This window comes from Virgibacillus sp. (genome assembly GCF_013393565.1).
Lineage (GTDB): Bacteria > Bacillota > Bacilli > Bacillales > Amphibacillaceae > Virgibacillus > Virgibacillus dokdonensis.
On record NZ_JABXHF010000007.1, the window covers coordinates 1 to 26,105 of the forward strand.

Here is a 26,105-nt window from a genome sequence, read left to right on the forward strand (position 1 = left end):
TCCTGGAACGCCATCCCAAAGGGGGCTAAATGAGCATTCCAACGGTCTTCTGAGAAAGAATGGGCTACCAAAAGAAATGGACTTTAATCCTGTGTCACAAGAGTATATTTCTGAGGTTGCACTCCGAAGGAATAACATACCAAGGAAATCATTGAAATACAAAACACCAATGGCGTGTTTCATAGATTATGTCGGTCAGGATTTTGATAAAAGCATGTTGTCTCGCTTAATTTGACAAATCAAAATATAAGAAAAACAAAGACTTTCCATAACACGAAAAGAGAAATTTCATAGCAATTGAAGTTTACTATGCTGAAAAGAAAAATCAAATAGTAACATCAAATGAGAAGCTATGAATCGTGGCGAAAACTACATAGTTTAAATCATGTTTATGTAACTTTTATCGTATTTAAAAATGTAAATCAGATACATTTATAACTTATTTCCGCAGAATCTTCCGAGTTAATAAAACCTGATTAACTAGTATCTTTGCTAGCAGCTAATCCCCTTCACTTACATTATTCAAAAAGCATATACTGCTATAACTTGTATCTAAAATCAGGAGTAACTATTTTATATCTCTGTAACTGTAAATGCCGACAATATCTGTTAAAGTTACGACCTTTTTATTATAGAGACGGAGGTTTATATGTTGAAAGATATTTCAGTTATCATTATTTTCCCTTTCAGCCAAAAAGTACTTCAACAAATGTTAGTGTCTTTGCGAAAACTCCAAGCAAGAATAAGTTCCGTTATCGTCATACAAGCTACAAATATAACTCTTAACAAAAATCAGGTGAATGATTGGTTAAACGATATATGCTTTATTACTAGTAAAAACAATGAATTAGCACATACATTAGATAATATAATGGATCAGACAAATAACCGTTATGTTTTATTCCTTTCTCATACACATTGTTTATCCGCTTCTGTAAACTCAGAAATGCTTCAGCTAGAACAACCAAAGACTGTATTAACAACTGGGTATCGTTTCAGAAATCATGCTATTTACCTGCCACTTTTAGCTTTAAGTAAATATATAAAAAAAATAGGAGGTTTCACCAACATCCACCCCCCATTTAATGAAGCATTTTTACCTGCTTGGCTCGCAAATTTAGATAAATCAAGTCAATTAACTATAGAAAATCTCATTAATCCATCAGTGGAAACAAGAAACACTACTACAAGCGCAAAATATATGATAGCGCAAAAATATCAATTTAAAAAAGAAAATCTGACCAGCCCCTCTCTATCTGTACTCATATCCAATTATAATATGGAAAAATATGTGGATATCGCAGTTGCTTCCTGTCTATTACAAAACATGCCATTTGATCAAATACTAATTATCGATGATGGATCGACAGATTACTCCTTAAAAAAACTATTACAATGGGATAGAAATAAACAGGTGAAATTAATTACTAAAAAAAATGAAGGGAAGGCGAAAGCTCTTAATACGCTACTCCCCCATGTTACATCAGAATTCATCTTAGAGCTTGATGCAGATGATTGGCTTGATCCGAATGCAGTAGCCATGATAAAGAAGCACCTATTAGAGCTTCCTGAAAATTCGTCTTTACTCTATGGTAATTTTAGAAGATGGAAACAAATAAATGATGAGGTTTTTTTCAAAGGAATTAAAAAAGGGAAACAAATTCACAGGCCTGCTGAATTGCTAACCTATTCTTTTCCTCTTGGACCAAGAATATATCGAACCTCTACTTTAAAAAGTACAGGTGGCTTTCTAATCAATGACTTTGAAAATGGCAGACTGTATGAAGATGTAAGTACGCTATTGCAATTAATAAAGCACTCTAAAATAAATTACAGCAATTTCACTATCTATAATATTAGAGAACATCAAGAAAGTATTACCACAATAAACCGTAGTAAATGGAGTGAGTATTTGAATCATATAGATCTGTAAACAAGCAGAAGTTAAAATAACTATTTAGAGTTATCTCATAACTTTATGGTGAACTGAATAGGTTTAGGACTAGTCAGGTAGTCAACGTTACTTACTTCGCCATTCGCAACAAGATTTACACCTTCCTTTCCTAACCAAAAATGGAATGATCCATGTTTCCTTTTCAATTATCTTAGTATACTCCCTTCATGGGTAAAAAATAAAAATTCCCATAAAGATAATAGGTTACATGTTATCTTTATGGGAACAAAATTATTTTATTTAAGGTTTTCGATTTAAAAAATCTAATACTGTTGAAATCACATACATTTGCTTTTGAATAGATAGCATTGGATAAATTGGCAGAGCAAGCGTTCTTTTGGCGGCTTTTTCTGCAACTGGCAAATCTCCTGCTTTATATTTTAGATAATCAAAAGCGGCCTGCAAATGTAAAGGAATCGGGTAATAAATAGAAGAAGCAATTCCATTATTTTTTAAATCTAGAGCAAGTTCGTCTCTCTTATCTAATTCAATACAATATTGGTGAAAGGTATGCGCTTTATTTTCTGGTATAGTTGGACTTTTTATTAGATTATGAAAGCTGTCTGTATATCTCCTTGCGACTTCCTTTCGCTGATGCAAAAAAATATCTAAATATTTTAGTTTAACTAATAAGGTTGCAGCCTGAAATTCATCAAGCCTACTATTCATACCAATTGTTGAATGATAATATTTTGTTTTACTTCCATGATTCCTAAGTCGGCAAATCTGTTCATATAAGTTTCTTTGATTCGTAGTTACCATCCCAGCATCACCAAAAGCGCCGAGATTTTTGGAAGGAAAAAAGGAGAAACAACCGATATCACCAATTGCCCCTGCTTTTTCCCCATTATATTCTGCTCCTAGCGCTTGACACGCATCTTCAATAACTTTTAAATCATTTTTTTTAGCAATATCCATAATTTCTTCCATTTTAGCAACTTGACCATATAAATGAACTACGATAATACCTTTTGTTTTTTTAGTTAGCGCTTTTTCAACTTTTATAGGATCTATATTGTACGTTTCTTCTTCAATATCTACAAAAACAGGGGTCGCGCCAACTCTTGCAATGGCCTCTGCAGTAGCAAAAAAAGTAAATGGAGTAGTAATCACTTCATCCCCATATCCAATATTTAAAGCTTGAAGGGATAACTCTAAGGCATCCGTTCCATTTGCTACCCCAGCTGCATAGCTTGCTCCCACATAATGAGCTACTTCCCTTTCTAATTTTTCTCCTTTTTCTCCTAATATATATATACCACTATCAAGTACGTCAGTTAATTCCTGTATAATTAATTTTCTTATTAAATCTAACTCTTCCTTTAAATCTACCATTGGAATAGGAGTTAATTTATCGTTAGACATAATAACTCACAGCCTCTCCTTTATATCATCGTTACCTATACTTCTATAAGTAATTCCAAGCCTTTGAATCTCATTTTTATTTAATTTATTTCGTCCATCTAAAATAATCCTACAGCTTATAAATTTTTTGAAATCTAAACTCGCATACGCTTTATGAAAGGCTTGAAGAATTACCGCATCCATTTTTGAAGTGAATTCACTCTGTAAAGATAAAGGAGAAACATCATATTGTTTTATTTCACTATTTGTAAATAAAGGATCATTTACGAACACATTTGCTCTTAATTTGATTAATCGATCAATTAAAAGTAATGTGGTAGATTTGGTTGGTTCCTTTACATTTTCCCTGTATGCTAAACCAAGGATAAGAACATTTTTGTCTTTTAAACTTCCAACTTCCTCTTCCACCTTATTAATTGCATAATCAGCCATGCTATCATTAATCTTGCGAGCCATTGGAGTTATCCCTTTTGTCAAACCTTTATTAATAAAAAAATACGGGTATATTGGAATACAATGTCCTCCAACGCCAATTCCAGGCTCATGTAAATAGGAATAAGGCTGACTATTACTGGCTTTCCTTACTTCAGACATATTTACACCGATTTTTTCCGTAAACTTTGCAAGCTCATTTGCAAGGGCAATATTTACATCCCTGTACACACATTCTGCAACTTTAGAAAACTCTGCTGTTTCTAATGAACTCACTTCAATTAGCTTACAATTTAATGCTTTTTTATAGAAATCTACAGCTAATTCCCGACTCTTCTCATTGATTCCGCCAACTATCTTTGGATATTTTTTTAAATCTTCTATTATTCGATTAGAATAAACTCTTTCCGGACTATAAGCGAGGTAGAATTCTTCTCCTAAGCGTAACCCGGATAGTTCTTGAAGCTTTTTTCCAAACCGATATTGTGTATCACCAGGAGGAATAGTTGTTTCAAAAATGACTAACGTATCTTCTTTCATTCCTCTAGCTATTTCTTTAACGGCAGCATCTATAAATTGATAATCTACATTGTATTGATTATCGATTAGTACGGGAACAATCACAATCACTATATTCGATTTGGCAACGGCTTCAGCTGTCTCTGTAGTTGCTGACAATGTTTTACTGTTATAAGCAGCAGCAACCAATTGATCTAATCCAGGTTCATTTGTAATATGAGATTTGCCTTGATTAATGGTAGCTACAACATCTTCATTAATATCGGAGCCATAGACATTAAAATGATTATTTGCAAATACTGCAGCCAACGTTAGTCCAATTTTACCAAGCCCCACTACAGTTACATTCGCTAATGTCTCCTCTTGATTTATCATTACGATTCACCTTCATTTCTACAAAGAAAGATAATATACTATACGAATACAATTATAAAATGATTGGACATTAGCAATAGGATTACAAATTCAAGCTTTTCCTGTAATTATAATTGGTTGTAAACTTCAAGATAGCGATTAGCAACAATTCGCGAATCATGATATGTTTCAATATATTCTCTCCCCTTTTTTCCAATTTCCACCCATCTATCAGGACTTTGAATGAGTTTCTTTAATACGTTAGTAATCGTAGAGGGGGTTGCGTTTACAACTGGAATTTCCCCAGGATACTTTTCCGTTAGATCCTCCCTTATATAGCATATAACGGGCTTTCCAAGTGCCATAGCTTCTGAACTAATATATCCACTAGCCCCAATTCTTAATTGATCTATAACAATATCTGATTGAGACAACAAATCCTTCGTCTCTTCATATGTCAATCCTTCCAGTAATTTAAACTGAAAAGATATTCCCAATTGCTTTAATTCATCCACAGCATGTAATATAAATTCTGTTCCTTTAAGATTACGCGATGTAGGAGCATGCACCACGAGTGGTGATCTATTATTTACATCTGGATAGATGGGCTTAAATTCACGGATGTTAATGGCATGAGGAATTACATGGGTATGTTTATAGACGTGTGAGGTATATTCTTGCAATTCAGGGTCTTGAACGATGGCATGGTCCATATAAGATGATAATGTCGCTAAATTGTTATTTATTTTTTCTTCCGTCCATTCAGGTTTAACACGGACATATGGATTGAAACGCTTTGCAACGGATAACAATCGAACATCCGAACCATGGTGATGAACAACCATTTTCTTTCCAGCTTGTTTTAAAATAGCTAAATCCCTTTTGTCAGGAAAAAAAGTTTCTCCAAAATGAAAGTGAAAAATGTGGTAAGTTTGTATCGCCTCGTAGAAGAATTCGGTAACTTTTTCTTCTCTTTCATTAGGTGGATAGGAGTTTAAATGAAGGCAAATATCCGGTTGGAATTTATATCTGTTATCACTAAAGTGACATGCTGTTGCTTCTATCCCTTTGTCTCGTAATCCCCGACATAATTCAATCATAGGAGCACCATAAGGCAAGTGTAAAACTCTCATAAACATTCCCCTTTCAGCTTCGTAACATTTAATCCACGCTTTATTATTCAAAAGTCATTCGTTAATTGCTCATAAACCTTCCTGAGCCTAATTTCCATATGCTCCCAGCTAAACATAGCCTCCATGATTCCACGTGCTTTGTAACTCATTTTATCAAGCTTATTATTAGCTAAGCTGACTAAGGCTTCTGCATAATCCTCTGCAGTAGCCCTTTTTTTGGGAACGACATAACCACAGTTATAGGTTTGAATAAATTCCATCATATCTTTACATTGATTTACTAAAACAGGGATGCCATTATTTAAATAACTAAAGAATTTATTTGGCATGGCAAAATCATTATTCAAGGAGTGTTTTGCATCCAAATCAATCCACCCTATATCTACATCTTTCATCGCTTCTGGTATACAATTCAAATCCAACCAGCCAGTAAATTGGATATATTCACTTATATTGGTAAGGTCGGGAAGCTCAACATCATAGTTAGTTTTCTTCCAACCTCCAATGATTTTAGCGTGTATAGTCCTTTGTTTATTAGCTAACTCCAACATTTGAATAAATTTGTCAAAGCTACCTCTTTTCTTACCTAGGGTACCTTCATACACAATCGTTAATTCAGAATTCGACCTTCTTTTTGGCACATATTCATGAGTAAGCGGTGGAGAATTATAAATAATTTCTACGGGAAGACTAGCATTCAAAGACAAATGCCACTCCTTAATAGATTCAGATACAGTAATCAAGTAATCTATCTCTTTTACCATTATTTTCAGCATGCGATTTTTTATTTTTAACACTTGTATTGGTTGCTCTATCAAAGGGTCAGGGTCTAATTCATGGCTATCATAGATTAACTTACACGATTTTCCCTCTAACAATAGGGTGCGTTTGATAATGACGCCAGAATAAAGAGAACAAAACTCGTGGGCATGATAAATGTCCGCATTCTGCTCTATTCCAAGTTGTGTTAACATATCTATAAACCTGTGTGTCTTTTTCGACTGAAGATTGTGATCCAATGTTTTAATATTTTTTTCAAAAAATATCTGCTCATATGTGATTATTTTTACACCTTCATGATAAAACGTAGGTTCTAGAAAGCTTTCCGTAAACATACCACCGTCAATATCAAAAAGATAGCCGTTTATTCTAGGTACAATCATCGTTACTCGATATCCTCGTGCCACCAAACTTTTGGCTTCCTTTTTAAAAATACGAGCGTCTAAAAAAGGATGCTCCGTTACTAAAAAACAAACATCTACCTGCATCATACACCCCCAGAAATAGTAGCTATCTGCTAAGACAGTAAATATGGCAATGAATTGGCATCTAAGGATTGATAAACTGACAACAATCTATTTTCCATATGTTCCCAGCTGTAAGTAGCCTCCATTACCTTTCTAGCATTTTTTCTCATTGTCTCCCATTCATCCGGGTGCTGTTCCACATATTTTATCGCTTCTATATAATCTAAAGAGCTTGGTGTTAACTTATCAATGACAACCCCGCAGTGATGCGTTTTGATAAACTTCTCTAAATCACTACATTTGTTGGCTACAACAGGGATTCCATTATTTAAAAAACTGAACAGCTTATGAGGCATGCTAAAGGCATTATTCAGCGAACTGGAAGGATCTAGATCGATGAAACCAATATCCACATCTGACATAGCCAATGACAAAGTTTGGTAGTCCACCCACCCTGTTAGTTTTATTCTAGATTGTAAGTGATTCGGGGTTAAAAGCATCTCATTCCCGTATCTTGAACCGCCAATGATTTTAAATTGAATACCTTTCTTTCCATTATAATCACTGGTAATCGCTTTTATTTTCTCAAAAGTTTCTTTTGATATATTCCCCTCATGTGCTATCACAAACGAGTCATCAGAGGTACTTTTCTCCTTGATAGTTGGTGTTAATGGAGGAGCATTATAGATGACTTCTACAGGCAATAATGGATTTATAGCTAGATACCAGGCTTTAATCGAATTAGATACTGTAATAATATAGTCAACCTCTTTAATATTTTCTTGGAGCATCTTCATCCAATTTTGTTTTGTTTCAGCATTTATTTTTGAAGACATTGGATCAGGAGTTATTTGTCTACTATCATAGATTAATTTAACTTCTTTATTTTGCTGTTCTTTTAAAACACGCTTTATTTCTTTCCCATATGAAAAAGAATTCAGTTCATGAGCATGATAAAAATCCGCCTCCTCTTTCAGTCCCAGTTGAAAAAGCGGATCGACTAAATAGTCAGAAGATCGCTTTTCACTATCATAGGCAATGACCTTAATACCGTGATAATGAAAAATTTCATCACGAAATTGATTGGAAAAAGGTTTTCCATCAATATAAAATAAAAAACCATTTTTCCGTGGTGCAAGGATGGTAACATCATAACCATGCTTTACGAGACTTTTGGCCTCACATTCAAATATACGGGAATCCAGAAAGGGAAGGTAACATAGGAGCATGCACACCTTTCGTTTCAATTTTAACCCCTCATTTCTTGAACAGAATTTTTCTCTATTACTATAAAGTATTAACAACCAAACTAAAAAATTCATACATATAATTGAATGCATTCTCATTGCATTATTTTTTTACGGCTATATGAGAAATTGGAGGATAGCTTATGGATTTACAATTAAAGGGGAAGAAAGTACTTGTTACTGGCGGTTCAAGAGGAATTGGTAAAGCAATAGCTGCATCCTTCTTAAAAGAAGGTGCTGACGTCGGAATTGTAGCTAGAACAAAATATGAACTCGAAGAAGTAAGCAAAGAACTGGATGTGAGAATTTACACGAATGATCTCACAAATGTTTACCAAAGAGAACAATTAATTACTGATTTTATAAACGATTTCAATGGGATAGATATCCTCATTAATAATGCAGGGGCTAGCTATGGAAAAACTGTCTCAGAAACATCCCCCATTCTTTTTCACAAAACGATGAACCTCAACTTTATCGCTGCCGTTCACTTAAGTCAATTAGTAAGTCAGCACATGATAACACAAGGAGAAGGAGTAATTATAAACATTTCCTCTATTTACGGCAAGGAAGCAGGTGGTGTACCGGCTTATAACGCTTCAAAAGCCGCTTTAAATAGTTTTACAAAATCTTTCAGCTCTGAAGTAATAAAGTATAATATTCGGGTCGTCGGTATTGCCCCTGGTGCTATCTTCCACCCAAATAAGGAGTGGACACGTCGAATAAAAAATGATCCTGATTTTTTAGATAATTACGCTAAATCTAACATACCTGCAGGGAGACTTGGTAAGCCAGAGGAAGTTGGTAATATTGCTGTGTTTCTGGCATCGAATAAAGCTGCTTGGATTGTTGGTTCTACAATCAGCGTAGATGGCGGGCAATCACGAATGAACTATTAACATGGAAATACGAGAAGGGAAGTGGCAAATATGAAACGTCTATCACTGGAGAACAGTACCATTTTAATTGTTGGCGGAGCCGGTTTTATTGGAAGTCATTTAGTAGATCATTTATTAGAAGAAAAAGCTAAAGAAATCATTATTATTGATAATCTTTTTACTGGTACTCAAAATAACCTAACATCCGCATTAGCGAAGAATGCAATATTTTACATCGATAATGCCGAAAATCAAGAAGCTTTAAACTACATTTTGGAAAAGCATACTATCGACATTGTTTTTAATTGTGCAACCAAAGCATTGAACTATTCATTTATGAACCCAGCTGATGCTTTTTTAACAAACGTTATTGTCTTAAAGAATTTATTAGAATTACAGCGTAAAGAGCTATTTCACACACTTTGTCATTTCTCATCATCAGAAGCATATGGTTCTTCTCAATACCAGCCGATGGATGAAAATCATCCATTAGATCCGACAACGACTTATGCTGCAGGTAAAGCTGCTGCTGATTTAATGTTAACGTCTTATGTGAAAATGTTTAATTTAGATGCTTTTATCGTTCGACCTTTTAATAACTACGGACCTAGACAAAGCTTCACAGGACCTTTAGCTGGTGTTATTCCCACTACAATTAAAAAAATACTAGCTGATGAAACTCCAGAGATACATGGCACTGGTCAACAAACAAGAGACTATATTTATGTAAAAGATACTGTTGATATGGTAGTTAAATTGTATCCGTTGATTCCTTCGGGAGATACTGTAAACATTACGACTGATCAACAGTTATCCATTCAATATATCATTGAAACAATCATTGATGAAATGAATTATAATGGTGAAGTCCTAAAAAAGCCAAATAGAACATCTGATGTTACTAGTCATAGAGGCTCCGTAGAAAAATTGCGGAAATTAATTGGCACTTATAATAAAACCGACTTCAAGGATGGAATTGCCTCGACGATAAATTGGGTGAAACGCCATGCCACAAAGTAAATTCTTATGAACGCATGACAAAGAGAGAACAGAAACGATGATGTTAATTACGGGATTAAGCGATGGTACACATTCTTTAGTCTGTTCTCCATTTTCTCCCAGCAATAGATTTCTTCCATTACTTTTCTAGCGTTTAAGCTCATTTGTTTCAACATTTTCTTATTGCTGGCTAAATACAGCATAGCTTCTGCATAGTCTGAAGCTGTAGCATGTTTTTTATTAATCACTAATCCACAACGATGAGTCCGTAGAAAAGATTCCATCTCATGGCATTGGTTTACTACAATCGGAACACCATTATTTAAAAAGCTGAAAAACTTATTTGGCATCGCATAAGAACGATTAAGCGAAGTATTTAACTCTTCATAATCGATCCAACCTATTTCTACGTCTTTCATATGCTGTGAAATAGAATAATAGTCCACCCATCCAGTTAACTTAATTTTATCGCTTAAATGATTAGGGAGTTCAAATGTTTCACCAAACCTTGTTCCACCTATAATCTTGAATTGAAAATCGATGGAAGTGGCGCATTGTTCAGTAATCTGTATAATTTTATTTTTACTACCTCTTTTATAATCAATATTACCTTCATAACAAGCTATGAGTCCCTTTCCAGTAAATTCTTTGGTTTGATAGTTTTTAGCTAATGGATGTGAATTATAAATGACCTCTACAGAAAATGTGGGGTCTTGAGAAAGGAACCATGATTTTATGGAATGGGAAATAGTAATGATTTGATCTACTTCCTTCAGCATAACCAGTAGCTTTTCTTTCAAGTTATTGCGGTGATTTACGTGATTTCTCGAATCAAAGGGATCCGGAGTTAATTCATGACTGTCGTAGATTAATTTTACTTTTTTATTTCTTTGTTTCAATAATCTTTTCACACCTATTCCAGCAAAAAGGGATAAATATTCATGAACATGATAAATATCTGCATCTTGTTGTATCCCAAGCTCTGTTAATGGGTTATTAAAACCTTTCTCCCACTGAGAAACAGGGGCTACAACTTTACTTAATGGTGCTCTGCTTTCTTCAAAATCGTAAGTAACTATTTTAATTCCCTCATAAGTAAACGTTTTAGAAGTAAATTTATCTTTCAAAGGTGTACCATCAATGTCAAATAAATATCCATCTTTTCTAGGAACAATTAGTGTTACATCATAACCCAATTTTAATAGGCTTTTGGCTTCACGTTTGAAAATTCTCGAATCTAAGAATGGGTGTTCTGCTACAAGCATGCATACTTTTCTAGACATATTTCATGCCCCTTTCCTTTGTTCTTAATAACAACTCTTTTTTTATTATATTTTTTATTTTTGCGGTTCATGCGCAACAATTGTTTAGTAGAATATAAATATTTATAACCATCTAATGTAACCCTTAGATAGAAAGGAGAAAAAATGAAGATATTAACTGTTGTGGGCGCAAGGCCTCAGTTTATTAAAGCATCCATGCTGTCTAAAGCAATCAAGGCACAGTCAAAGATAGAGGAAATTATGGTACACACAGGTCAACATTATGATCATAATATGTCTACCATCTTTTTTGACCAATTAAAACTTACTAAACCAGATTATTATTTAGGTATAGGCTCTGGCTCTCATGGAGAGCAAACCGCTAAAATGCTATTCGAATTAGAGAAGATTATGCTTAGTGTTCAACCCGATATTGTAATCGTATATGGAGATACGAATTCGACACTAGCAGGGAGCATTGCGGCATCAAAAATTCATATCCCGATAGCACATGTGGAAGCTGGTTTACGTAGCTTCAATAAAAAAATGCCTGAAGAAATTAATAGAATCATTACCGACCATTTATCACATTTATTATTTTGCCCATCGAAAACTGCCATTCATAATCTAAAGCAGGAGGGCATTGACAAAGAGGTTTATTTAACGGGAGATATCATGTACGATGCCGTTATACACTTTAAAGATCCTGCAATTCAACAATCAACCATTCTAAATGATCTATCACTTACAGCTGGTAACTATTTTATTGCAACTGTTCACCGGGCTGAAAACTCGGATGAACCTGAGCGTTTAAAGCAAATACTAACAGCGTTTCAACGACTAGATAAAACAATCATTCTTCCGTTACATCCTAGAACTAAAAATAAAATTCAACACTTTAAACTTGATCATTTCATTACTTCATCTCATATAAAGACAATAGATCCCGTAAATTATTTTGATATGTTGGCATTAGTTTCTCAAGCAAAAGCCATTTTAACGGATTCGGGCGGTTTACAAAAAGAAGCATATATGCTCAGAATTCCATGTATTACGCTAAGAGAAGAAACAGAATGGATGGAGACTGTACAGACCGGTTGGAATCATCTTGCAGGATATAAAACAAATCAAATATTAGATAAAGTTAATCATCTTAAACTCCCTCAATATTCTCCTTCCATTTTTGGTGATGGAAGGACTGCTCACGTGATTCATAATATCCTACTCCATTCGTTTTAAAGACGATGATCCCTCTCCAACGAGTGGTTTACACATCGTATAACCAAAAACTAGCGATGAAAGACGCTTGCTTCTATTATGACTTTAACCTCATCCGAACAAGTGCATACTTGTTCGGATGAGGCTTGTTGGAAATACATATATCCCATACTATTTCAACACCATTCATAAACATAAGAGGTGCGTATATCATCCTTTTCTTTATTTGTAACTATATAGTAAATCTTTTCCCCTCTAAATAACCTTTCCATCTTTGTAATACCTTGTTTATTTTGTGTCCTTTTCTATCGAGTTTAAAGCAGCTAATAAATGAATATGAGTAATATGATAACCCCAGTTAGCTACATTTGGATACCCTCCATCCGTTGTATATTGCGTTAAATCATAGGCTGTACAGTAGCCCAAATCATATAAAGGTAGCATTCTTTTTAGTGAAATAATTCCTTCTTGATATAATTTTTTGTTTCTATATCACCAGTTAGTTTATAAAGATCATATAATCCAATTAAAGCAAACATGAAACCGTTTAAAATAAAACTAGGTGGATCTGTAGGACATTCCTCGTAAAACATGTATTTACCTTCAAATTTAGCTAGTATTCCATTTTTTCTGAGGGGATGTTAAAAATAGGAGTAGCTCTTAATGCGCAACGCTCATATTTTCTATCCTTTGTTAACACAGTAGCTCTTACTAAAACAGACATTGACATTCCTAAACCAATGGCAGAATACCATGGGGCCTTGATCTTTTCTTTTAAACGATTAGGATAATAATGAAGATCGAATTGATATGGCCAACCTCCGTAAGCATTTTGATGCGACACAAACCAATCAGCTACTCTTAAAAATTTTTGTTTGCTTTCTAAATCTCTGGTCTTTAAATAAAGACTATAATGTTGAAGCCCATATTGAGCAATTGTAGAAGGATTAAAGTATTTACCATATGGGTAGACTGTTTTAGGAATACCATGATGAAATTCTACATTCCAATTCTCTACCCGGTTCCTGTCATAATGTAAGTAATTTCCTTGATAGTCATAATGATCTATAGCTAAAAAACGCTTTTTAGTAACGTGAATCTTCAATGTATTCTTAGTGTTTAACCATTCTTTTTCTAAATCGTATCCTTTTTCCAGTAAAGTTATAGGAATAAAAAATTCTTCACCAATTTTCTTTCCAATTGCTTCGTATTGATTGTGCATCAAAACTTTAATATCCTTAAGTTCTTCTATCATTTCATCAACTCTTTTCAACCTTAAATTTAGTCATGCATTACGATAAATCTATTCTCTTTGCTGGAACACCAACAGCAACTATCCTATCTTCTAAATCCTTAGTAACAACAGAACCTGCGCCTACTATTGTTTCTTTTCCAATTTTTATCCCTGGCAATAGTGATGCGTTATTGCCAATTTTAGCTCCATGTTTAATATACGGGCCTTTTAAATTGTAGCTCTGCGCTCCCATATATTTATCATTAGCCATGGATACACAGGGACCAATAAATACATTATCTTCTATTACGGTATCTCCTGTCACATACGATTGTGTTTGGATAGTACATGATTTTCCAATTTTTGTATTCAATTCAATTATTGCTGCTCGACCAATAACAGTTTCATCTCCAACTACAGTATTTTCTCTTATACTTGCATGATCACCAATAAATACGTTCTCACCAACTCGTGTACTAGAATAAATAGAGACTAGATGCCCAATTCGCGTGCCACTCTCAATTACTAATTCGGTAAGATTAGAAGTTTTTCTCATTCTTTTATTAACCGTTGGCTTAATACCAAGAACGCAATTACAGCCAGTACTTACATTATTACCAATCTTTGTTCCTCGTAAGATGACAGAATTATGACCTATTATCACATTATCACCAATATGGACATCATCCTCGATGATAACGTTATCGCCAAACTGTGCGGTGTCCGATATATGAGACAAGCAAAAAACCTCCTCATTCTATAATGGATATTTTAGTTTTCTTTTTATTATCTTGACTAACTGTTGCGCTCTATGTTGAACAGTATGATGTTGATGAACAAATTGATATCCTTGTTCAACTATTTGTTTCCGTTCCGCTTCATGCGATAAAAAATAATCTGCCTTTGCTGCAAAATTATTTTCATCTATTGCTATAAAATGTACATCAGGAATAAAACCAATATCTTCTAGTTCTTTAAAGGTAGGTGCTAATAACAAAGTTTTACAAGCCAACGCTTCAAAGTATTTGATAACTGGATAATTAAATTTAGATGGGCAAGTAAAAAATAAGATTGATCTGTTCAATTCTTTCGCATAATTCTCTCCTATTACCTCATTGTTATCTTTTTCTCTAAAATATTGATAACCTGGATGCTTGTGATAAATGAAATTAGTGTTTCCTTCATACGCCTTTATGATCTTTTGTCTTAAAGGATATAAATCCGTTACGGCACCCATTAATAATAACTTGATATCTTTTTTCAACTCATAGTTCTTATATATTTCTGTATTAACGAAATGTGGAAACCATTCCATTTTATTCTGATATTCAGGATATATTTGAAGAAATTTATCCCTGATCACAGAAAATAAATACGTAATATTATTTTTTTCAATAAAATTTCGTCTAAGACTTACAAAACGGTGAACATCATTAACAAATAATCCTGTGGGTATATGAATATGAGCAAGCCCTTTTATCATTGGTGACATTTTCCTATCCATATCATTTAAAATTAGTATAAAATCCGGTTTAACGTCTAGTCGATTAATAATATAGTCAATGTGTCCAGATTCTCTCCATAACATCAAATTCACCAAATTTTTTAGCTCTTGTTCTAAATAATGATAATTTCTATTAATCATTTTTGAGGTGTCTTTTGCAATAAAGAGTAAATTGATCTTACTCCCCCCTCCAGCAAGAATATATACTTAGTCAATTGCCAATTTTGTAATTTATTGTTATAGCGGTCTATCTCTCTTTCTATCTAATGCATACGATATAAAAGAATTAGAATTCAAAGTGAGGAGACTTTAATATGAGAGTTGGTGTAATTGGAACTGGTAATATGGGAGAAAATCATATACGGACGTATTTATCCATGTATGATCACTGCCAGCTTATTGGTATATATGATAAAGATACAATTAAAAGAGACAAAATTGCTAAAAAATATAATATAAAGCCGTTTTCATCATTAAATTACCTATTAAAAGAAGTTGATGCTGTAAGCATAGCTGTCCCTACGGAGTTCCACTATGATATTGGCTTAATTTGCATTCAAAACAATGTACACATGTTATTAGAAAAACCTATGACTAGTACAGTAGAACAAGCAGAAGATTTAATTTATAAATCGTCAAAAGCAGGAGTCATCATTCAAGTAGGCCACATTGAACTTTTTAATCCATTGATTCATGAACTCCTAAAATTAATAAAAAATAAAAAAATAATTGGTATTGAATTTCAAAGAATGGGTCCCTATAATAAAAGGCTTGAAAATGTCGATGTTGTGAACGATCTAATGATTCATGATATTTATATTCTACAAGAAATCCTTCAAGATACATTCATAGACATTCAAGCATTGGGAAAAATTATGGATGGTACAATTAAACATGCAGTTGTAATTGCCGCATCTACAAAGGAGATCATCATACAGCTTTCTGCCAGTTTTAAATCGCAAAATAAAGTTAGAACCATTCAAATCCTCACTGAAGATGCTTTTATTGAAGCCAATTTATTAAAGAAAGAAATCAAAATACAAAGCTCTATTTTTACTAAAACCCTTACAGTCGATGATTCTATTCAACCATTACAAGTACAACTAACTGATTTCTTAAATTGTATTAGGTTTAAAAAAGAACCTTCTGTATCAGGGAATAAAGGAATAAAAGCATTATTAATGACTAATAAAATTAGTGAGGAAATTTACAAAAAGGAACATAAATAAAAATATTAGTGAAAATTTAATAGAATTTATTAATAAAATACACCTACAATCAATAGACTTTACCTGTTCCTCCCTTGATTGTTCGCTTCTCAAGGGTACAACCAAAAAAGACGGGCATTGAAATACTGTTATCTCCTTAGACTCATTCGCCTTTTCTTGAACGAGATCTGATTCTTGTAGCAGTTTATGGATAAAATCGGCTTAGTATCTATATATTATATGCCCTAATAAATCAATTCATGCATATAACCTTTTACTAAATTCTTAGAGTTTTTCCCTTTCATTATTAACAGAATGATAGTCACTTCATTCGTTTTGATCACCGACAAATAAAATACAACCCTTATAATTTATGCAAATAAACTTACGAAACAGCCGTTATTAAGGTCTGAACTCGATATTAAATCGGATTCAGACCTTTTCGTTTTGTTTTGGTTTGTTTATTTTTCTACATATTTATCCTATTACCTTTGTTCAATTAAAATAACAACATTATATATCTAAGTTCCGTGTGCTAAAACATCCACAAATAAACGATGTGCATTTTTCTGAAATATTTATCATTTTTTTATATAACCTTGCGCTTAAGACATCTACTCCGCCTCCAAGATAATTCCTACTGGGCAACATTGGATATATTGTATAATCCTAATCGATTCTAATTTTCATACAAAATAGTTTAATTGAACCCTTTTAAAAATGTATATTCCTTAAAGTTACTATTTTTATAAAATATAGATCTCCAAGAAACCTATCATTTAAAAAAAGTACCATTCCTCGAAAAGAGAAATTGTACTTTTTTTACAAAATAAAACAATAAAAACGCTAACTATCACTAACAAACCATTTCATATCTTTAAGAAAAGCGTACAAAATTGATGAAATTGAAAGCTATATATACTTTTTCTGGTCCATAACCACTATCCTCCTCTACTATTACTAATTGTGAAGTTACCTTTAAAATAACACCTTCTGTCAAACTACTATCTGTAGCTATTTCTGCATTAGAACCTACACGTGTCCTAAGCTCAGCAGCAAAACTATTTCTAAACATTTATATACCCCCTTTATACTTCACTAAGAAGTTCAATTTTATCAATTGGTACTAACACCTGAGCATTAGTAACTTCAGTAATAACCGTATAATCATCTTTCACTTGGGAAACAGTACCAGTTATCATTCCAAAATTAGTAGTAATTTGGACATCTTGACTTAATAACTCTAATAATGCTTCTCTAACCGTGGAGGGATTTAACAATTATATTCATCCTTTCTATAATATATTTCTATATACCATATGCTAAATATAAGGAGCCGTAAGGGCTTTAATTGTAATAAGACATTATTTCCACCAATGCCATATACCTCATTTAAAATTAATAGTCTCCTATCTTTGAGAAATAATAATTACTTTTTAAAGACACAGAAAAAGTAATATACCTTTTACAACTAGCTTAAAATTTAATTTAAACCCAATCCTATTCTAGTAAGATTCGAAGTCTTCACAAATGATTCAAGCTAGGGTATTTGTTATTAAAGCTAAATATTGATCTTTTCTAAAAATAAAAATCAACCAAGCTTGTTATTCATAGCTGTTTAGCAATTAAATCTAAACTATTTCTCTTTGAAACCAATGTTTATAGCAAACTTAAATTTATTTTTTAGTAAATTTCAACTTACGCATACAAGCACACATAAACGATAACTACATATAATATAATAAACCAATTTATCAGGGGCCTATTTAGCCCCTGATAGGATAATGAACTATTTACTCAGAGGAATTGTCAAGTTCTTTTAGCATGTTGACAATTTCTCTAGTAGCATCTTTATCAATTACAACATTGTCTTTATAATCGTTGAGGAAGCTTAACAAAATCACAATAGCTGCAATTGATAATGCATTTGCCTCATTTTTCACGATTACATTTGGATTTCCAATGTTTTCAAATTTTGTCCGATCACTTTGTGCCTGACCTTGATACTGATCTTGGTACTGATCTTGGTCTTGATTCTGGTATTGCTTTTGCTGTTGCTTCTGAAGTTGGAATAGAATATCCTTCAAAATCACCTCTAAACGTCGGAAATCTTCTTTCCTGTCAAAGTCATGATGTCTAGAACTACAACTCATTTTCTCATCTCTCCTTTCTTAGTTTACATTAGTAATATATGAATTTTAAAGAAGTGTGGTAGGGTATTCGTCTTTTTAGCATGGAATTGATAAAACTGACTACCAAAACGAAACAATCTGTGCTAACCTGACAACCGTAATTACGATGCATAGATTCATGAAATAACATTAAATAATCTCCTCGTATTGTTATTTTTAAAATGAACAGTGTTAAACATTTCATGACTTCTTCTTCTTTTGAGCACATGACGTGAGAAAACTTAGGTAATCACCAATTCTTTATGACAAAATCCGTAATTTTGCTTATACAATAAAATATAAAATTATTTACTTTCCTATAATAAAAAAAGACATTAGCCCGACTTCATGTCGAACTAATGCCACAGTTAAATTAATAAATGAAACTGTCTAGAATATGGGGAGAACTATTACAACTATTTCTTAGAGGAAAACTTTTCATGGGAAAATCAATACAAGCTTGTATGATTTATACTATGGTATGCTTTTACATTTAAACAGAAACGGCACTTTACTTACAGCATGTATACATTTTTTATAGTCTAGTACATTAATTCTTGCCTTCCTTTATTATTAAACAAGGTAATTGAATGATTTTTTTAAAATACACAATAATACAAGCTATATGAAAATAAATACATAAGCTATACTATAGCATTTCTTATAAACTTCACACCGTTTTTATTGCAGATGATAAATAATAAAAAACATTTTGAAGTCATAATGCTTATTACAATTAAAGTAAGCGAGGTGAAAAGAGATGGGTTGCTCTAACCAAAATAATATCTACTCCACCAAACATCGAGAACATTGTGTATGCGATATAGTTCAAAGCATTGTTCATGCACAAGACAAAGTAAACAAGGACACTTGTGATACGAGCTGCTATGCATCAATTCAACAATTAAACCACAAGAATTCTTTCAATAGGCATACAACTATTCCATTTTTGCTTTACTGCCGCAGCAGTTGCAAGCCGTTTATTGGAAAAGGATTTATGACTAAGCATCATAATCATTGTTCCGAAAAATTCTTCAAAGAAATTGAATCCCCATTTTTCCGGGCAAAAAAATTCTTAAGAGGGAGCAAATGTTGTGTTCGATTAGAACTTTTATTACCAATCAAGGATAAAAAGTTTTCTCAATCTTTCGATAAACGATCTTATTGTGATGATCATATTGATAAGAAGATAACTGATTTCATAGCTACTGGAGTTTGTTTAACAGTGGAACTTAATCAATTTATTGGTATAACCTGCCTTGATCCAATAACTCCAATCCCTCCTAAGTAAAATTCATGCAGTAGGGGTGTTGTTTTCCATCTCCTACTGCATGCAAGTAACGTAAAATTATGTATTTAATCCTGTCCCAATACTCATCTAAATTAGCTCGACATTCTTTTATATTCCCTTATTTTCGCTCCATCTTTATATCCCTTCCTATCATAAATAACCTTCATATTTTTTGATATAAGACAATGAATCGTTCTTCCACCAGCTAGAACGTAAATCAAGAAGTCTAATTACGAATATGGTATGCTAAAGTCAGGAGGGATAGCAAATGGCTGAACATTCGTTTACTGTCATAACAAATTTAACAGACATTGATACGTTTATCGAACAAAACAAGCTCGCTTTTCTATATATTTCCCGCGAAGGCTGTAGTGTGTGTCACGGATTATTACCACAAGTTGAGGCGTTAATGGAATATTACCCAGAAATTGCTACGGCGCATATCAAAGCCGAACAAGTGGAAGAAGTCGCTGGAAGATTCTCCGTATTTACCGTTCCTGTACTCTTACTTTTCGTCGAAGGAAAAGAATATTTGCGTGAAGCGAGAATTGTGCATATGGATTTATTTCAGGAAAAACTGGAACAAATTTATAGCCATGTGGTTGGCGCTAATTAAAGCACCAACCACATCCTTACAGCAAACATCTCCAGTCCTTGAAATAAGGGAATCAGTATTTTAGATGTGGAGTAACCGCCCTACACTTCTACGTGCAAATTCGCCAATACTTTTTTATCGTTCATTGTTCATTTTCATACATATTTTCGATCATGATAGATGCCTTTTTCGCAGTCTGATTGTTCGGTGTTAATTCTCCTTCATAACGTAAAGCCTTATCTTTTAGGTCAATAACATACATTAATGGTGGGTTACCTTTTATTTGTGGGGCATTGCCTTCTCCCCCCATGTAGCTGTTCATATCATACAAGAGGTACAGCTTATCATGAATGATTTTCGTATACTTCATCGTGTTGACGTCGATAGCATCGGAAATGGGAATTTCAATTGGATCATCCAATTGTTGTTCGGCAACTTGATAAGGCGTCACGCTTAGTTTGCCTTTCTGTTCGTAAATAAAGTAGAACGTTTGAGCCCTCATATCAGCTATCACTTCTTGTTCTAGCATTTTTTCTGAAACATCAACCGACAATTCTGCCTGTTTCTTTATATCAAATAGCCGAAGTTGCTTTGTCTGGTCATCTTCGTCTAAATTTCTAGTCATAACAGCTATATAGCTACTTGCTTGAAGTTCATCTGTATCATGCAATAAAGTTACTTCTCGATCTCCTTTCACGTTTTCTTCCTTGTCGGAAAATAACCTTTGTTCACTAATTAGTTTTTCATTTGTAAGATCGATCGTGTATAGCCGCATTTCACTTTGACTTTCATCATCTACTAACATGTCGTTTTGTGTAAGAACATAGAGCTTATCTCCCAAAACTGTTACCTCTCCCACATCCATGTAATCATACTGACCTTGGTTTGGAAGTTTGATGAAAAAAGAGGTTGTTTCATCGTCACGCTTAGATACTGTTTCCACTTCTAAGGCAAAGTTACTTTGTTTAAACTGGCTACCATCCCACTCCGAAGACACATTCGCATATGCCAGCATACGTTCATCTTCATAAAAGTTATACGTACTCTCCTCTTTCCCACGCATAAACTGGCGATATTTCTGTTGTAATTGTTTGATTTTTAAATCATCCATTGCACCAGTTAGCCGTTCTAAAAAGCTAAGTTGGCTTAAGTACTTTCTTTTTTCTCCAGCAATCTGGATTGTTTCCCCAATATAGCTACCGTCCTGGATATAAGCTTGCACCAATACATCTTCTAATACCTCTTCATTTCCCTTCTGTTTTTCCCAAGTATATTCCGGTAGTTCTTTTTCAGCAAATGTATCATGCAAGTAGAAAAATCCAATGCCAAAAACAAATAGACAAGAAGTAAACATAAGTTTCCAATATCGTTCCACCATTCTTCCCCCTTACACCGTAATTTTCTTCGTTAATAAATAGTAGCTCAGGAATATGGAGCTTGCCGTTACTATTATTCCTATAATGATTTGCAAAATGAGCCATTCTAATGGATATAAAGAAAATAATCCCCATTCCATACTTAGAAAGATTAACGACATAAATACTGCCGTTGCGACTGCTACGTACCCAATTGCAAATAGCAAACCCTTCCAGCGATAACTCCGCTCGATAAGAATTGCCGTAAAAAAGATGCAGACAAACATTAACCCAGTACCGTAGTATAGTACAAACTCCGTGAATGTTGCTGGTAATATCGTGTTTACATATTGTGAAGCAACACTCACTTCTGATACTCCCATCGTTTGCATAAACTCATTCGGAACCATCCATTCTAAAACAATTCCTGCGATATAGATAAGGAACACTTGTAAAGCAACTAAGCCGAGCACCATGATGAAAATAGTTGTCGCTTTAGCAAAAAACAAATGTATTCTTTGCGTCGGAAGCATCAACAAGCGATAAATAAAGGTATTTTTCCCTAACCAATCCCGGTACCATATGAAAAACATGTAAATTAGCAACGTAACAACACAAAGTGCTATTGGCGCTAAAAACCAAATGGAATTCGTCCAGTCTAGCAAGCTTATCAGTCCACGCTGGTCCATAAATGCTTGTTTCGATAAGCCATCTTGATAAATTGCTTCATTTGCCTCTTGCATATACTCCTTAGATACAGCGATCACGCCAATTATTTGAGAAACTATCGTCAATCCAATAAGCACGAGATAAAATTTAAAAAATCTGCCCAGTTCAAATTCCGTTAAGCGAAAATAGCTTTTCATCCTTGATACTCCTCTCTCATCACATCAATGACCGATTTCCCTTCTGCCTCACGAACTTCTTCCGTATAGAATTGCTTTTTCACGACACCATCATCAAGCAATACAACTTTATCAATTAAATGCTCGATATCACCAATTTCATGAGTGGTAATAATCACACCACGGTCTTCGATTAAATGACTCGTAAACACGTTCGCAATTTGTTCTCTACTAAACATATCAATCCCTGAGAAAGGCTCATCCATAAGGATATAATCGACATCAAGTGCAAGTCCTAACAGTAAATTTGCTTTCGCTGTATTTCCTTTGGATAAAGAAGCTATCTTGTCTTCTGGATTTAATTTAAAAAAGGATAATAATTCCTGTGCTCGCTCCTCATTCCATGTCGTATAGTAATCTTTCATAAATTGCATCGATTCCGTAATCGTCATTTGCGGAAGTACCGTAATCGCATCAGGGATAAAGGTAATATGATTAAAAGTTTTTGGCTTTAGTTTTTCGCCATCAATCAAAATTTCTCCTTTTTTTATCGGTGTTAAAGCTATAATCGCATTTAAGATTGTGGTTTTTCCAACACCATTAATGCCGATTAAGCACGTTATTTCTCCTTTTTCAGCAGTAAAGGTTACACCTTTTAACACTTGTTTACGACCAAATTTTTTCGTAATATTGTTCACTTCAATCATTATGCTCTTCCCCCTTATCCGCATTTGCTTGCTCATACTTTTCCTTTATAATGGTGATAATTTCATCAAGTGGCACTTGTACAGATTGAACAGTTGTAACCAATTGATCCACCGCATCCATAATTAACTCTTCCAGCACAACTTGAAGCACTTGTTCATTACGTGTTATCTTACTTGGCAGATTTCGCTCTGTATAAATCAAGCCTTGCTCCTCCATCTCCTTATAGGCACGTTGCACCGTATTTGGATTGATTTTTAATTCGCCTGCCAACTCTCGACGTGAAGGGATTTCCTGTCCCGGTTCTAGCATATTCATCGCAATCTGTTGCTTAAAATGACGAACCACTTGCACATAAACAGGCTCCCTACGATTAAAATTTATTTTCATAGCAACAGCTCCTCATTTCATCGATGTATTATGTGATTAATACACTAAAGGCAAAAAAATTGATGTATCATGACTCGCTTATGAAAAACACTACGCTTACCCAAATTTCCTCAAGGTCCTGTTTACTTTTACCTACAAAACGCTACATAGGATAACTAACATAGAACGAACCTGAACAGCAGTTAACAATAGGTAAAATACGATGATTTTTCTTAATATGTGAATTTCTTTTGTCTGATTTGTCTACTACCTTTTTTAGTTTTAACTCAAAGCGTAATCATAAGTGTATGAAGCATATAATACAATACTAAGCTGTATTATATGCTTCATACACTTTTTTGTCAATGCTGTCTCTTTTTATAAAAATGAATTAGATGATTACCTCATTCTTACATATTGCATTTCTAGTAATTTGTGTTTTATATGCTACAATGATTCTGTGCTTCATTTCCATATAAAGCAAACCTTCAATCCGTTGGGGGATTACTTTCATCCCCCCACGGATTATTCGTACCGCAAGGGTAGACTAAAAGACTCAGAACGAATCGGGGACTTAGGTGCTATTATCTCCCACTTAGACTTGTTCAGCTCCCATCTCCAATTCTTAAAATGGGGGGCTTACAGCACATTATACCTGGGATAAACTATCCTAAGTTGAAAGAAAGGAATTAAAATTTATGAAACTCGTATCTTGGAATGTAAACGGACTAAGAGCATGTATTCGCAAAGGATTTCTAAACTATTTTCATAGCATAGATGCTGATATTTTCTGTGTGCAAGAAATAAAATTACAAGCAGGACAACTTGATTTACCATTAGAAGGCTACTACCAATATTGGAACTACGCTGTCCGAAAAGGATATTCTGGTACCGCTGTTTTCACCAAACAAAAACCATTGACTGTCTCCTATGGCGTTGGTGACGCGAATACCGAAGAAGAAGGGCGCATCATTACATTAGAATATGAAGATTTTTATCTCGTCAATGTCTATACTCCAAATGCAAAGCGAGATCTCTCTCGCCTAGACTACCGCTTACAGTGGGAAGATCAACTTTATGCTTATTTAGTAGAGTTAGACGAAAAAAAGCCCGTCATTTATTGTGGTGACTTAAATGTTGCCCATCAGGAAATCGATATTCGTAATTATAAATCAAATAATGGTAATTCCGGTTTTACTTTAGAGGAACGAGCAAAAATGTCGCGACTATTAGACGACCGTTTTATTGATACGTTACGTTACTTTCAGCCGAATACAGAGGGATTATACACGTGGTGGTCCTATATGAAAACCGTTCGCGAGCGTAATATTGGCTGGCGAATTGATTATTTCCTAGTTTCCAATCGTTTAAAAGAGCAATTATTACATGCAGAAATTGATTCAGAAGTATTCGGGAGCGATCATTGTCCCATTCAGCTGGAACTGAAACAAGCATAAAGGAAAAGTAAACTTTGCTTCGTTAGAAAATATAAAAACAAGTCGCACCGTCATTTTCATAGTAGGTTCTATCTGCGAGAATCATAGGCATGAGAGAATACTTATACGATTAACCCTAAAATTTCTTGCTTTCCGATGTATAAAAAGTAATGAAAAGTAGCACTTTTTATTTTCATTGAAAATAAAAGAGAAAATCCATTTATTCACACTCCGTTCATAAAACTATGGTAGGATAAAGTGAAACAATCTATGACTTGATGAAAATGGGAGAAAAAGGGGTGCTATTGGATTGAATACGTATAGTAAAACATTACTGCGATTTTCGGCTATTTTTGCTGTAATAGGAGCGTTTATTGGCTCACATATGGCAGGTGCAGGCGGATATGAATTTCGTACTGTTCACGCACATATTCTTGTCGTCGGCTGGCTTACTTTATTTGCTTGGGCGATTTATTATAAAATTTTCATGCCTGCTAACAAAAAACTTGCAGCACTTCACGTATGGACAGCGATTATCGGTGCCATCGGTTTAACAGTCGGCATGTGGCTATACTATTTACGTCCGTTTAACTTCAATGAAACAGTAATAACGATATTGTTTATCGTTGGAGGTACGATTCTACTTATTAGCTTTGCGATTTTCCTTATTCTCACTTTCTTAAAAACAGAAGATGAGACGTAAGGATTAGAAAAGCTTGGCTTATCGCCACATCTTTATGGCGTAAGCCCTAAATTTCATGCTATCTATAGTTAAATAAAGCCT

General features: G+C 33.9%; 25 protein-coding genes and 1 pseudogene. 10 read left to right on the forward strand and 16 right to left on the reverse strand.

Annotated elements, in window-relative coordinates; genetic code table 11:
• The coding region (locus tag HLX49_RS02585; RefSeq protein WP_367112717.1) for a transposase at positions 1 to 235 on the forward strand (235 nt) is incomplete at its 5' end.
• Positions 236 to 649: 414 nt separating this feature from the next.
• Positions 650 to 1,933 carry a glycosyltransferase family 2 protein gene (locus HLX49_RS02590; protein WP_296360724.1) on the forward strand — a complete coding sequence of 428 codons (1,284 nt, stop codon included), beginning with the start codon at positions 650 to 652 and terminating at the stop codon, positions 1,931 to 1,933.
• Between the two features lie 261 nt (positions 1,934 to 2,194).
• Here the strand turns inward: HLX49_RS02590 and HLX49_RS02595 are convergent, their stop codons facing one another.
• The 5 genes from HLX49_RS02595 to HLX49_RS02615 form a co-directional block, all read right to left on the reverse strand.
• Positions 2,195 to 3,319, reverse strand: coding sequence for a DegT/DnrJ/EryC1/StrS family aminotransferase (locus HLX49_RS02595; RefSeq protein WP_296360725.1), 1,125 nt, complete (start codon positions 3,317 to 3,319; stop codon positions 2,195 to 2,197).
• A 6-nt stretch (positions 3,320 to 3,325) separates the two neighbouring features.
• Positions 3,326 to 4,645, reverse strand: a complete 1,320-nt coding sequence (locus HLX49_RS02600; protein WP_296360726.1) for a nucleotide sugar dehydrogenase — start codon at positions 4,643 to 4,645, stop codon at positions 3,326 to 3,328.
• A gap of 107 nt (positions 4,646 to 4,752) precedes the next feature.
• Positions 4,753 to 5,757 carry a glycosyltransferase family 4 protein gene (locus HLX49_RS02605; RefSeq protein ID WP_296360727.1) on the reverse strand — a complete coding sequence of 335 codons (1,005 nt, stop codon included), beginning with the start codon at positions 5,755 to 5,757 and terminating at the stop codon, positions 4,753 to 4,755.
• 47 nt (positions 5,758 to 5,804) lie between these two features.
• On the reverse strand, positions 5,805 to 7,028 hold the full coding sequence (locus tag HLX49_RS02610; protein ID WP_296360728.1) for a glycosyltransferase: 1,224 nt from the start codon (positions 7,026 to 7,028) through the stop codon (positions 5,805 to 5,807).
• Between the two features lie 26 nt (positions 7,029 to 7,054).
• Positions 7,055 to 8,251, reverse strand: coding sequence for a glycosyltransferase family protein (locus tag HLX49_RS02615; RefSeq protein ID WP_296360729.1), 1,197 nt, complete (start codon positions 8,249 to 8,251; stop codon positions 7,055 to 7,057).
• Between the two features lie 143 nt (positions 8,252 to 8,394).
• Between HLX49_RS02615 and HLX49_RS02620 the strand changes: the two genes are divergently transcribed.
• Together HLX49_RS02620 and HLX49_RS02625 are read left to right on the forward strand one after the other, a co-directional pair.
• Positions 8,395 to 9,150: an SDR family NAD(P)-dependent oxidoreductase gene (locus HLX49_RS02620; protein ID WP_296360730.1), complete on the forward strand. Its 756-nt coding sequence runs from the start codon at positions 8,395 to 8,397 to the stop codon at positions 9,148 to 9,150.
• A 30-nt stretch (positions 9,151 to 9,180) separates the two neighbouring features.
• Positions 9,181 to 10,149: a dTDP-glucose 4,6-dehydratase gene (locus tag HLX49_RS02625; RefSeq protein WP_296360731.1), complete on the forward strand. Its 969-nt coding sequence runs from the start codon at positions 9,181 to 9,183 to the stop codon at positions 10,147 to 10,149.
• A 47-nt stretch (positions 10,150 to 10,196) separates the two neighbouring features.
• On the opposite strand, the gene HLX49_RS02630 is transcribed toward HLX49_RS02625, so the two are convergent.
• Positions 10,197 to 11,411: a glycosyltransferase gene (locus HLX49_RS02630; RefSeq protein ID WP_077706186.1), complete on the reverse strand. Its 1,215-nt coding sequence runs from the start codon at positions 11,409 to 11,411 to the stop codon at positions 10,197 to 10,199.
• Between the two features lie 144 nt (positions 11,412 to 11,555).
• Here HLX49_RS02630 and wecB point away from each other — a divergent pair, with 144 nt between their 5' ends.
• On the forward strand, positions 11,556 to 12,629 hold the full coding sequence (gene wecB / locus HLX49_RS02635) for a non-hydrolyzing UDP-N-acetylglucosamine 2-epimerase (protein ID WP_296360732.1): 1,074 nt from the start codon (positions 11,556 to 11,558) through the stop codon (positions 12,627 to 12,629).
• Positions 12,630 to 12,896: 267 nt separating this feature from the next.
• On the opposite strand, the pseudogene HLX49_RS02650 reads toward wecB, so the two are convergent.
• From HLX49_RS02650 to HLX49_RS02660, 3 genes and pseudogenes are all read right to left on the reverse strand, one after another.
• Positions 12,897 to 13,863, reverse strand: a pseudogene (locus HLX49_RS02650) (D-glucuronyl C5-epimerase family protein).
• 37 nt (positions 13,864 to 13,900) lie between these two features.
• Entirely contained in the window at positions 13,901 to 14,581 is a 681-nt protein-coding gene (locus HLX49_RS02655) for an acyltransferase (protein ID WP_296360736.1), read from the reverse strand.
• Between the two features lie 18 nt (positions 14,582 to 14,599).
• Positions 14,600 to 15,487 (reverse strand): glycosyltransferase, encoded by an 888-nt coding sequence (locus HLX49_RS02660; protein WP_296360737.1) that lies wholly within the window; start codon positions 15,485 to 15,487, stop codon positions 14,600 to 14,602.
• 173 nt (positions 15,488 to 15,660) lie between these two features.
• Here HLX49_RS02660 and HLX49_RS02665 point away from each other — a divergent pair, with 173 nt between their 5' ends.
• Positions 15,661 to 16,575 (forward strand): Gfo/Idh/MocA family protein, encoded by a 915-nt coding sequence (locus tag HLX49_RS02665; RefSeq protein ID WP_296360738.1) that lies wholly within the window; start codon positions 15,661 to 15,663, stop codon positions 16,573 to 16,575.
• Positions 16,576 to 17,431: 856 nt separating this feature from the next.
• On the opposite strand, the gene HLX49_RS02670 is transcribed toward HLX49_RS02665, so the two are convergent.
• The 3 genes from HLX49_RS02670 to HLX49_RS02680 all read right to left on the reverse strand — a co-directional run bounded on the left by HLX49_RS02670 (position 17,432) and on the right by HLX49_RS02680 (position 18,707).
• The gene (locus tag HLX49_RS02670; protein WP_077706192.1) at positions 17,432 to 17,629 is read right to left on the reverse strand and encodes a hypothetical protein; all 198 of its coding nucleotides are present in this window, start codon (positions 17,627 to 17,629) and stop codon (positions 17,432 to 17,434) included.
• Between the two features lie 13 nt (positions 17,630 to 17,642).
• A complete protein-coding gene (locus tag HLX49_RS02675; protein WP_077706193.1) occupies positions 17,643 to 17,834 on the reverse strand; it encodes a DUF2642 domain-containing protein in 192 nt (63 codons plus the stop codon).
• Between the two features lie 513 nt (positions 17,835 to 18,347).
• Positions 18,348 to 18,707: a hypothetical protein gene (locus HLX49_RS02680; protein WP_077706194.1), complete on the reverse strand. Its 360-nt coding sequence runs from the start codon at positions 18,705 to 18,707 to the stop codon at positions 18,348 to 18,350.
• A gap of 778 nt (positions 18,708 to 19,485) precedes the next feature.
• On the opposite strand from HLX49_RS02680, the gene HLX49_RS02685 reads away from it, so the two are divergent.
• A complete protein-coding gene (locus HLX49_RS02685) occupies positions 19,486 to 20,016 on the forward strand; it encodes a CotY/CotZ family spore coat protein (protein WP_296360739.1) in 531 nt (176 codons plus the stop codon).
• 268 nt (positions 20,017 to 20,284) lie between these two features.
• Positions 20,285 to 20,632, forward strand: a complete 348-nt coding sequence (locus tag HLX49_RS02690) for a thioredoxin family protein (protein WP_077706196.1) — start codon at positions 20,285 to 20,287, stop codon at positions 20,630 to 20,632.
• A 121-nt stretch (positions 20,633 to 20,753) separates the two neighbouring features.
• Here HLX49_RS02690 and HLX49_RS02695 read toward each other — a convergent pair whose 3' ends face one another.
• Genes HLX49_RS02695 through HLX49_RS02710 form a run of 4 tightly spaced genes read right to left on the reverse strand, consistent with a single transcriptional unit; the run spans position 20,754 to position 23,906 of the window.
• The gene (locus HLX49_RS02695; RefSeq protein ID WP_296360740.1) at positions 20,754 to 21,989 is read right to left on the reverse strand and encodes a hypothetical protein; all 1,236 of its coding nucleotides are present in this window, start codon (positions 21,987 to 21,989) and stop codon (positions 20,754 to 20,756) included.
• A gap of 9 nt (positions 21,990 to 21,998) precedes the next feature.
• Positions 21,999 to 22,832 (reverse strand): hypothetical protein, encoded by an 834-nt coding sequence (locus HLX49_RS02700; protein ID WP_077706198.1) that lies wholly within the window; start codon positions 22,830 to 22,832, stop codon positions 21,999 to 22,001.
• Positions 22,829 to 23,518 carry an ATP-binding cassette domain-containing protein gene (locus HLX49_RS02705; protein ID WP_296360741.1) on the reverse strand — a complete coding sequence of 230 codons (690 nt, stop codon included), beginning with the start codon at positions 23,516 to 23,518 and terminating at the stop codon, positions 22,829 to 22,831. Before HLX49_RS02705 ends, HLX49_RS02700 begins: the two co-directional genes overlap by 4 nt.
• Complete coding sequence (locus tag HLX49_RS02710) at positions 23,511 to 23,906, reverse strand: GntR family transcriptional regulator (protein WP_296360742.1); 396 nt, start codon at positions 23,904 to 23,906, stop codon at positions 23,511 to 23,513. Before HLX49_RS02710 ends, HLX49_RS02705 begins: the two co-directional genes overlap by 8 nt.
• A gap of 677 nt (positions 23,907 to 24,583) precedes the next feature.
• Between HLX49_RS02710 and HLX49_RS02715 the strand changes: the two genes are divergently transcribed.
• Complete coding sequence (locus HLX49_RS02715; RefSeq protein ID WP_077706201.1) at positions 24,584 to 25,342, forward strand: exodeoxyribonuclease III; 759 nt, start codon at positions 24,584 to 24,586, stop codon at positions 25,340 to 25,342.
• A 289-nt stretch (positions 25,343 to 25,631) separates the two neighbouring features.
• Complete coding sequence (locus HLX49_RS02720) at positions 25,632 to 26,024, forward strand: hypothetical protein (protein WP_296360743.1); 393 nt, start codon at positions 25,632 to 25,634, stop codon at positions 26,022 to 26,024.
• The last annotated feature ends 81 nt before the right edge of the window (positions 26,025 to 26,105 follow it).

What these genes read in the sequence shown, in the direction of transcription:
- HLX49_RS02590 (WP_296360724.1), top strand. Translation starts at nt 650, where the DNA reads ATGTTGAAAGATATTTCAGTTATCATTATTTTCCCTTTCAGCCAAAAA.
- HLX49_RS02595 (WP_296360725.1), bottom strand. Translation starts at nt 3,319, where the DNA reads ATGTCTAACGATAAATTAACTCCTATTCCAATGGTAGATTTAAAGGAA.
- HLX49_RS02600 (WP_296360726.1), bottom strand. Translation starts at nt 4,645, where the DNA reads ATGATAAATCAAGAGGAGACATTAGCGAATGTAACTGTAGTGGGGCTT.
- HLX49_RS02605 (WP_296360727.1), bottom strand. Translation starts at nt 5,757, where the DNA reads ATGAGAGTTTTACACTTGCCTTATGGTGCTCCTATGATTGAATTATGT.
- HLX49_RS02610 (WP_296360728.1), bottom strand. Translation starts at nt 7,028, where the DNA reads ATGATGCAGGTAGATGTTTGTTTTTTAGTAACGGAGCATCCTTTTTTA.
- HLX49_RS02620 (WP_296360730.1), top strand. Translation starts at nt 8,395, where the DNA reads ATGGATTTACAATTAAAGGGGAAGAAAGTACTTGTTACTGGCGGTTCA.
- HLX49_RS02625 (WP_296360731.1), top strand. Translation starts at nt 9,181, where the DNA reads ATGAAACGTCTATCACTGGAGAACAGTACCATTTTAATTGTTGGCGGA.
- HLX49_RS02630 (WP_077706186.1), bottom strand. Translation starts at nt 11,411, where the DNA reads ATGTCTAGAAAAGTATGCATGCTTGTAGCAGAACACCCATTCTTAGAT.
- wecB (WP_296360732.1), top strand. Translation starts at nt 11,556, where the DNA reads ATGAAGATATTAACTGTTGTGGGCGCAAGGCCTCAGTTTATTAAAGCA.
- HLX49_RS02660 (WP_296360737.1), bottom strand. Translation starts at nt 15,487, where the DNA reads ATGATTAATAGAAATTATCATTATTTAGAACAAGAGCTAAAAAATTTG.
- HLX49_RS02665 (WP_296360738.1), top strand. Translation starts at nt 15,661, where the DNA reads ATGAGAGTTGGTGTAATTGGAACTGGTAATATGGGAGAAAATCATATA.
- HLX49_RS02670 (WP_077706192.1), bottom strand. Translation starts at nt 17,629, where the DNA reads ATGTTTAGAAATAGTTTTGCTGCTGAGCTTAGGACACGTGTAGGTTCT.
- HLX49_RS02680 (WP_077706194.1), bottom strand. Translation starts at nt 18,707, where the DNA reads ATGAGTTGTAGTTCTAGACATCATGACTTTGACAGGAAAGAAGATTTC.
- HLX49_RS02685 (WP_296360739.1), top strand. Translation starts at nt 19,486, where the DNA reads ATGGGTTGCTCTAACCAAAATAATATCTACTCCACCAAACATCGAGAA.
- HLX49_RS02690 (WP_077706196.1), top strand. Translation starts at nt 20,285, where the DNA reads ATGGCTGAACATTCGTTTACTGTCATAACAAATTTAACAGACATTGAT.
- HLX49_RS02695 (WP_296360740.1), bottom strand. Translation starts at nt 21,989, where the DNA reads ATGGTGGAACGATATTGGAAACTTATGTTTACTTCTTGTCTATTTGTT.
- HLX49_RS02700 (WP_077706198.1), bottom strand. Translation starts at nt 22,832, where the DNA reads ATGAAAAGCTATTTTCGCTTAACGGAATTTGAACTGGGCAGATTTTTT.
- HLX49_RS02705 (WP_296360741.1), bottom strand. Translation starts at nt 23,518, where the DNA reads ATGATTGAAGTGAACAATATTACGAAAAAATTTGGTCGTAAACAAGTG.
- HLX49_RS02710 (WP_296360742.1), bottom strand. Translation starts at nt 23,906, where the DNA reads ATGAAAATAAATTTTAATCGTAGGGAGCCTGTTTATGTGCAAGTGGTT.
- HLX49_RS02715 (WP_077706201.1), top strand. Translation starts at nt 24,584, where the DNA reads ATGAAACTCGTATCTTGGAATGTAAACGGACTAAGAGCATGTATTCGC.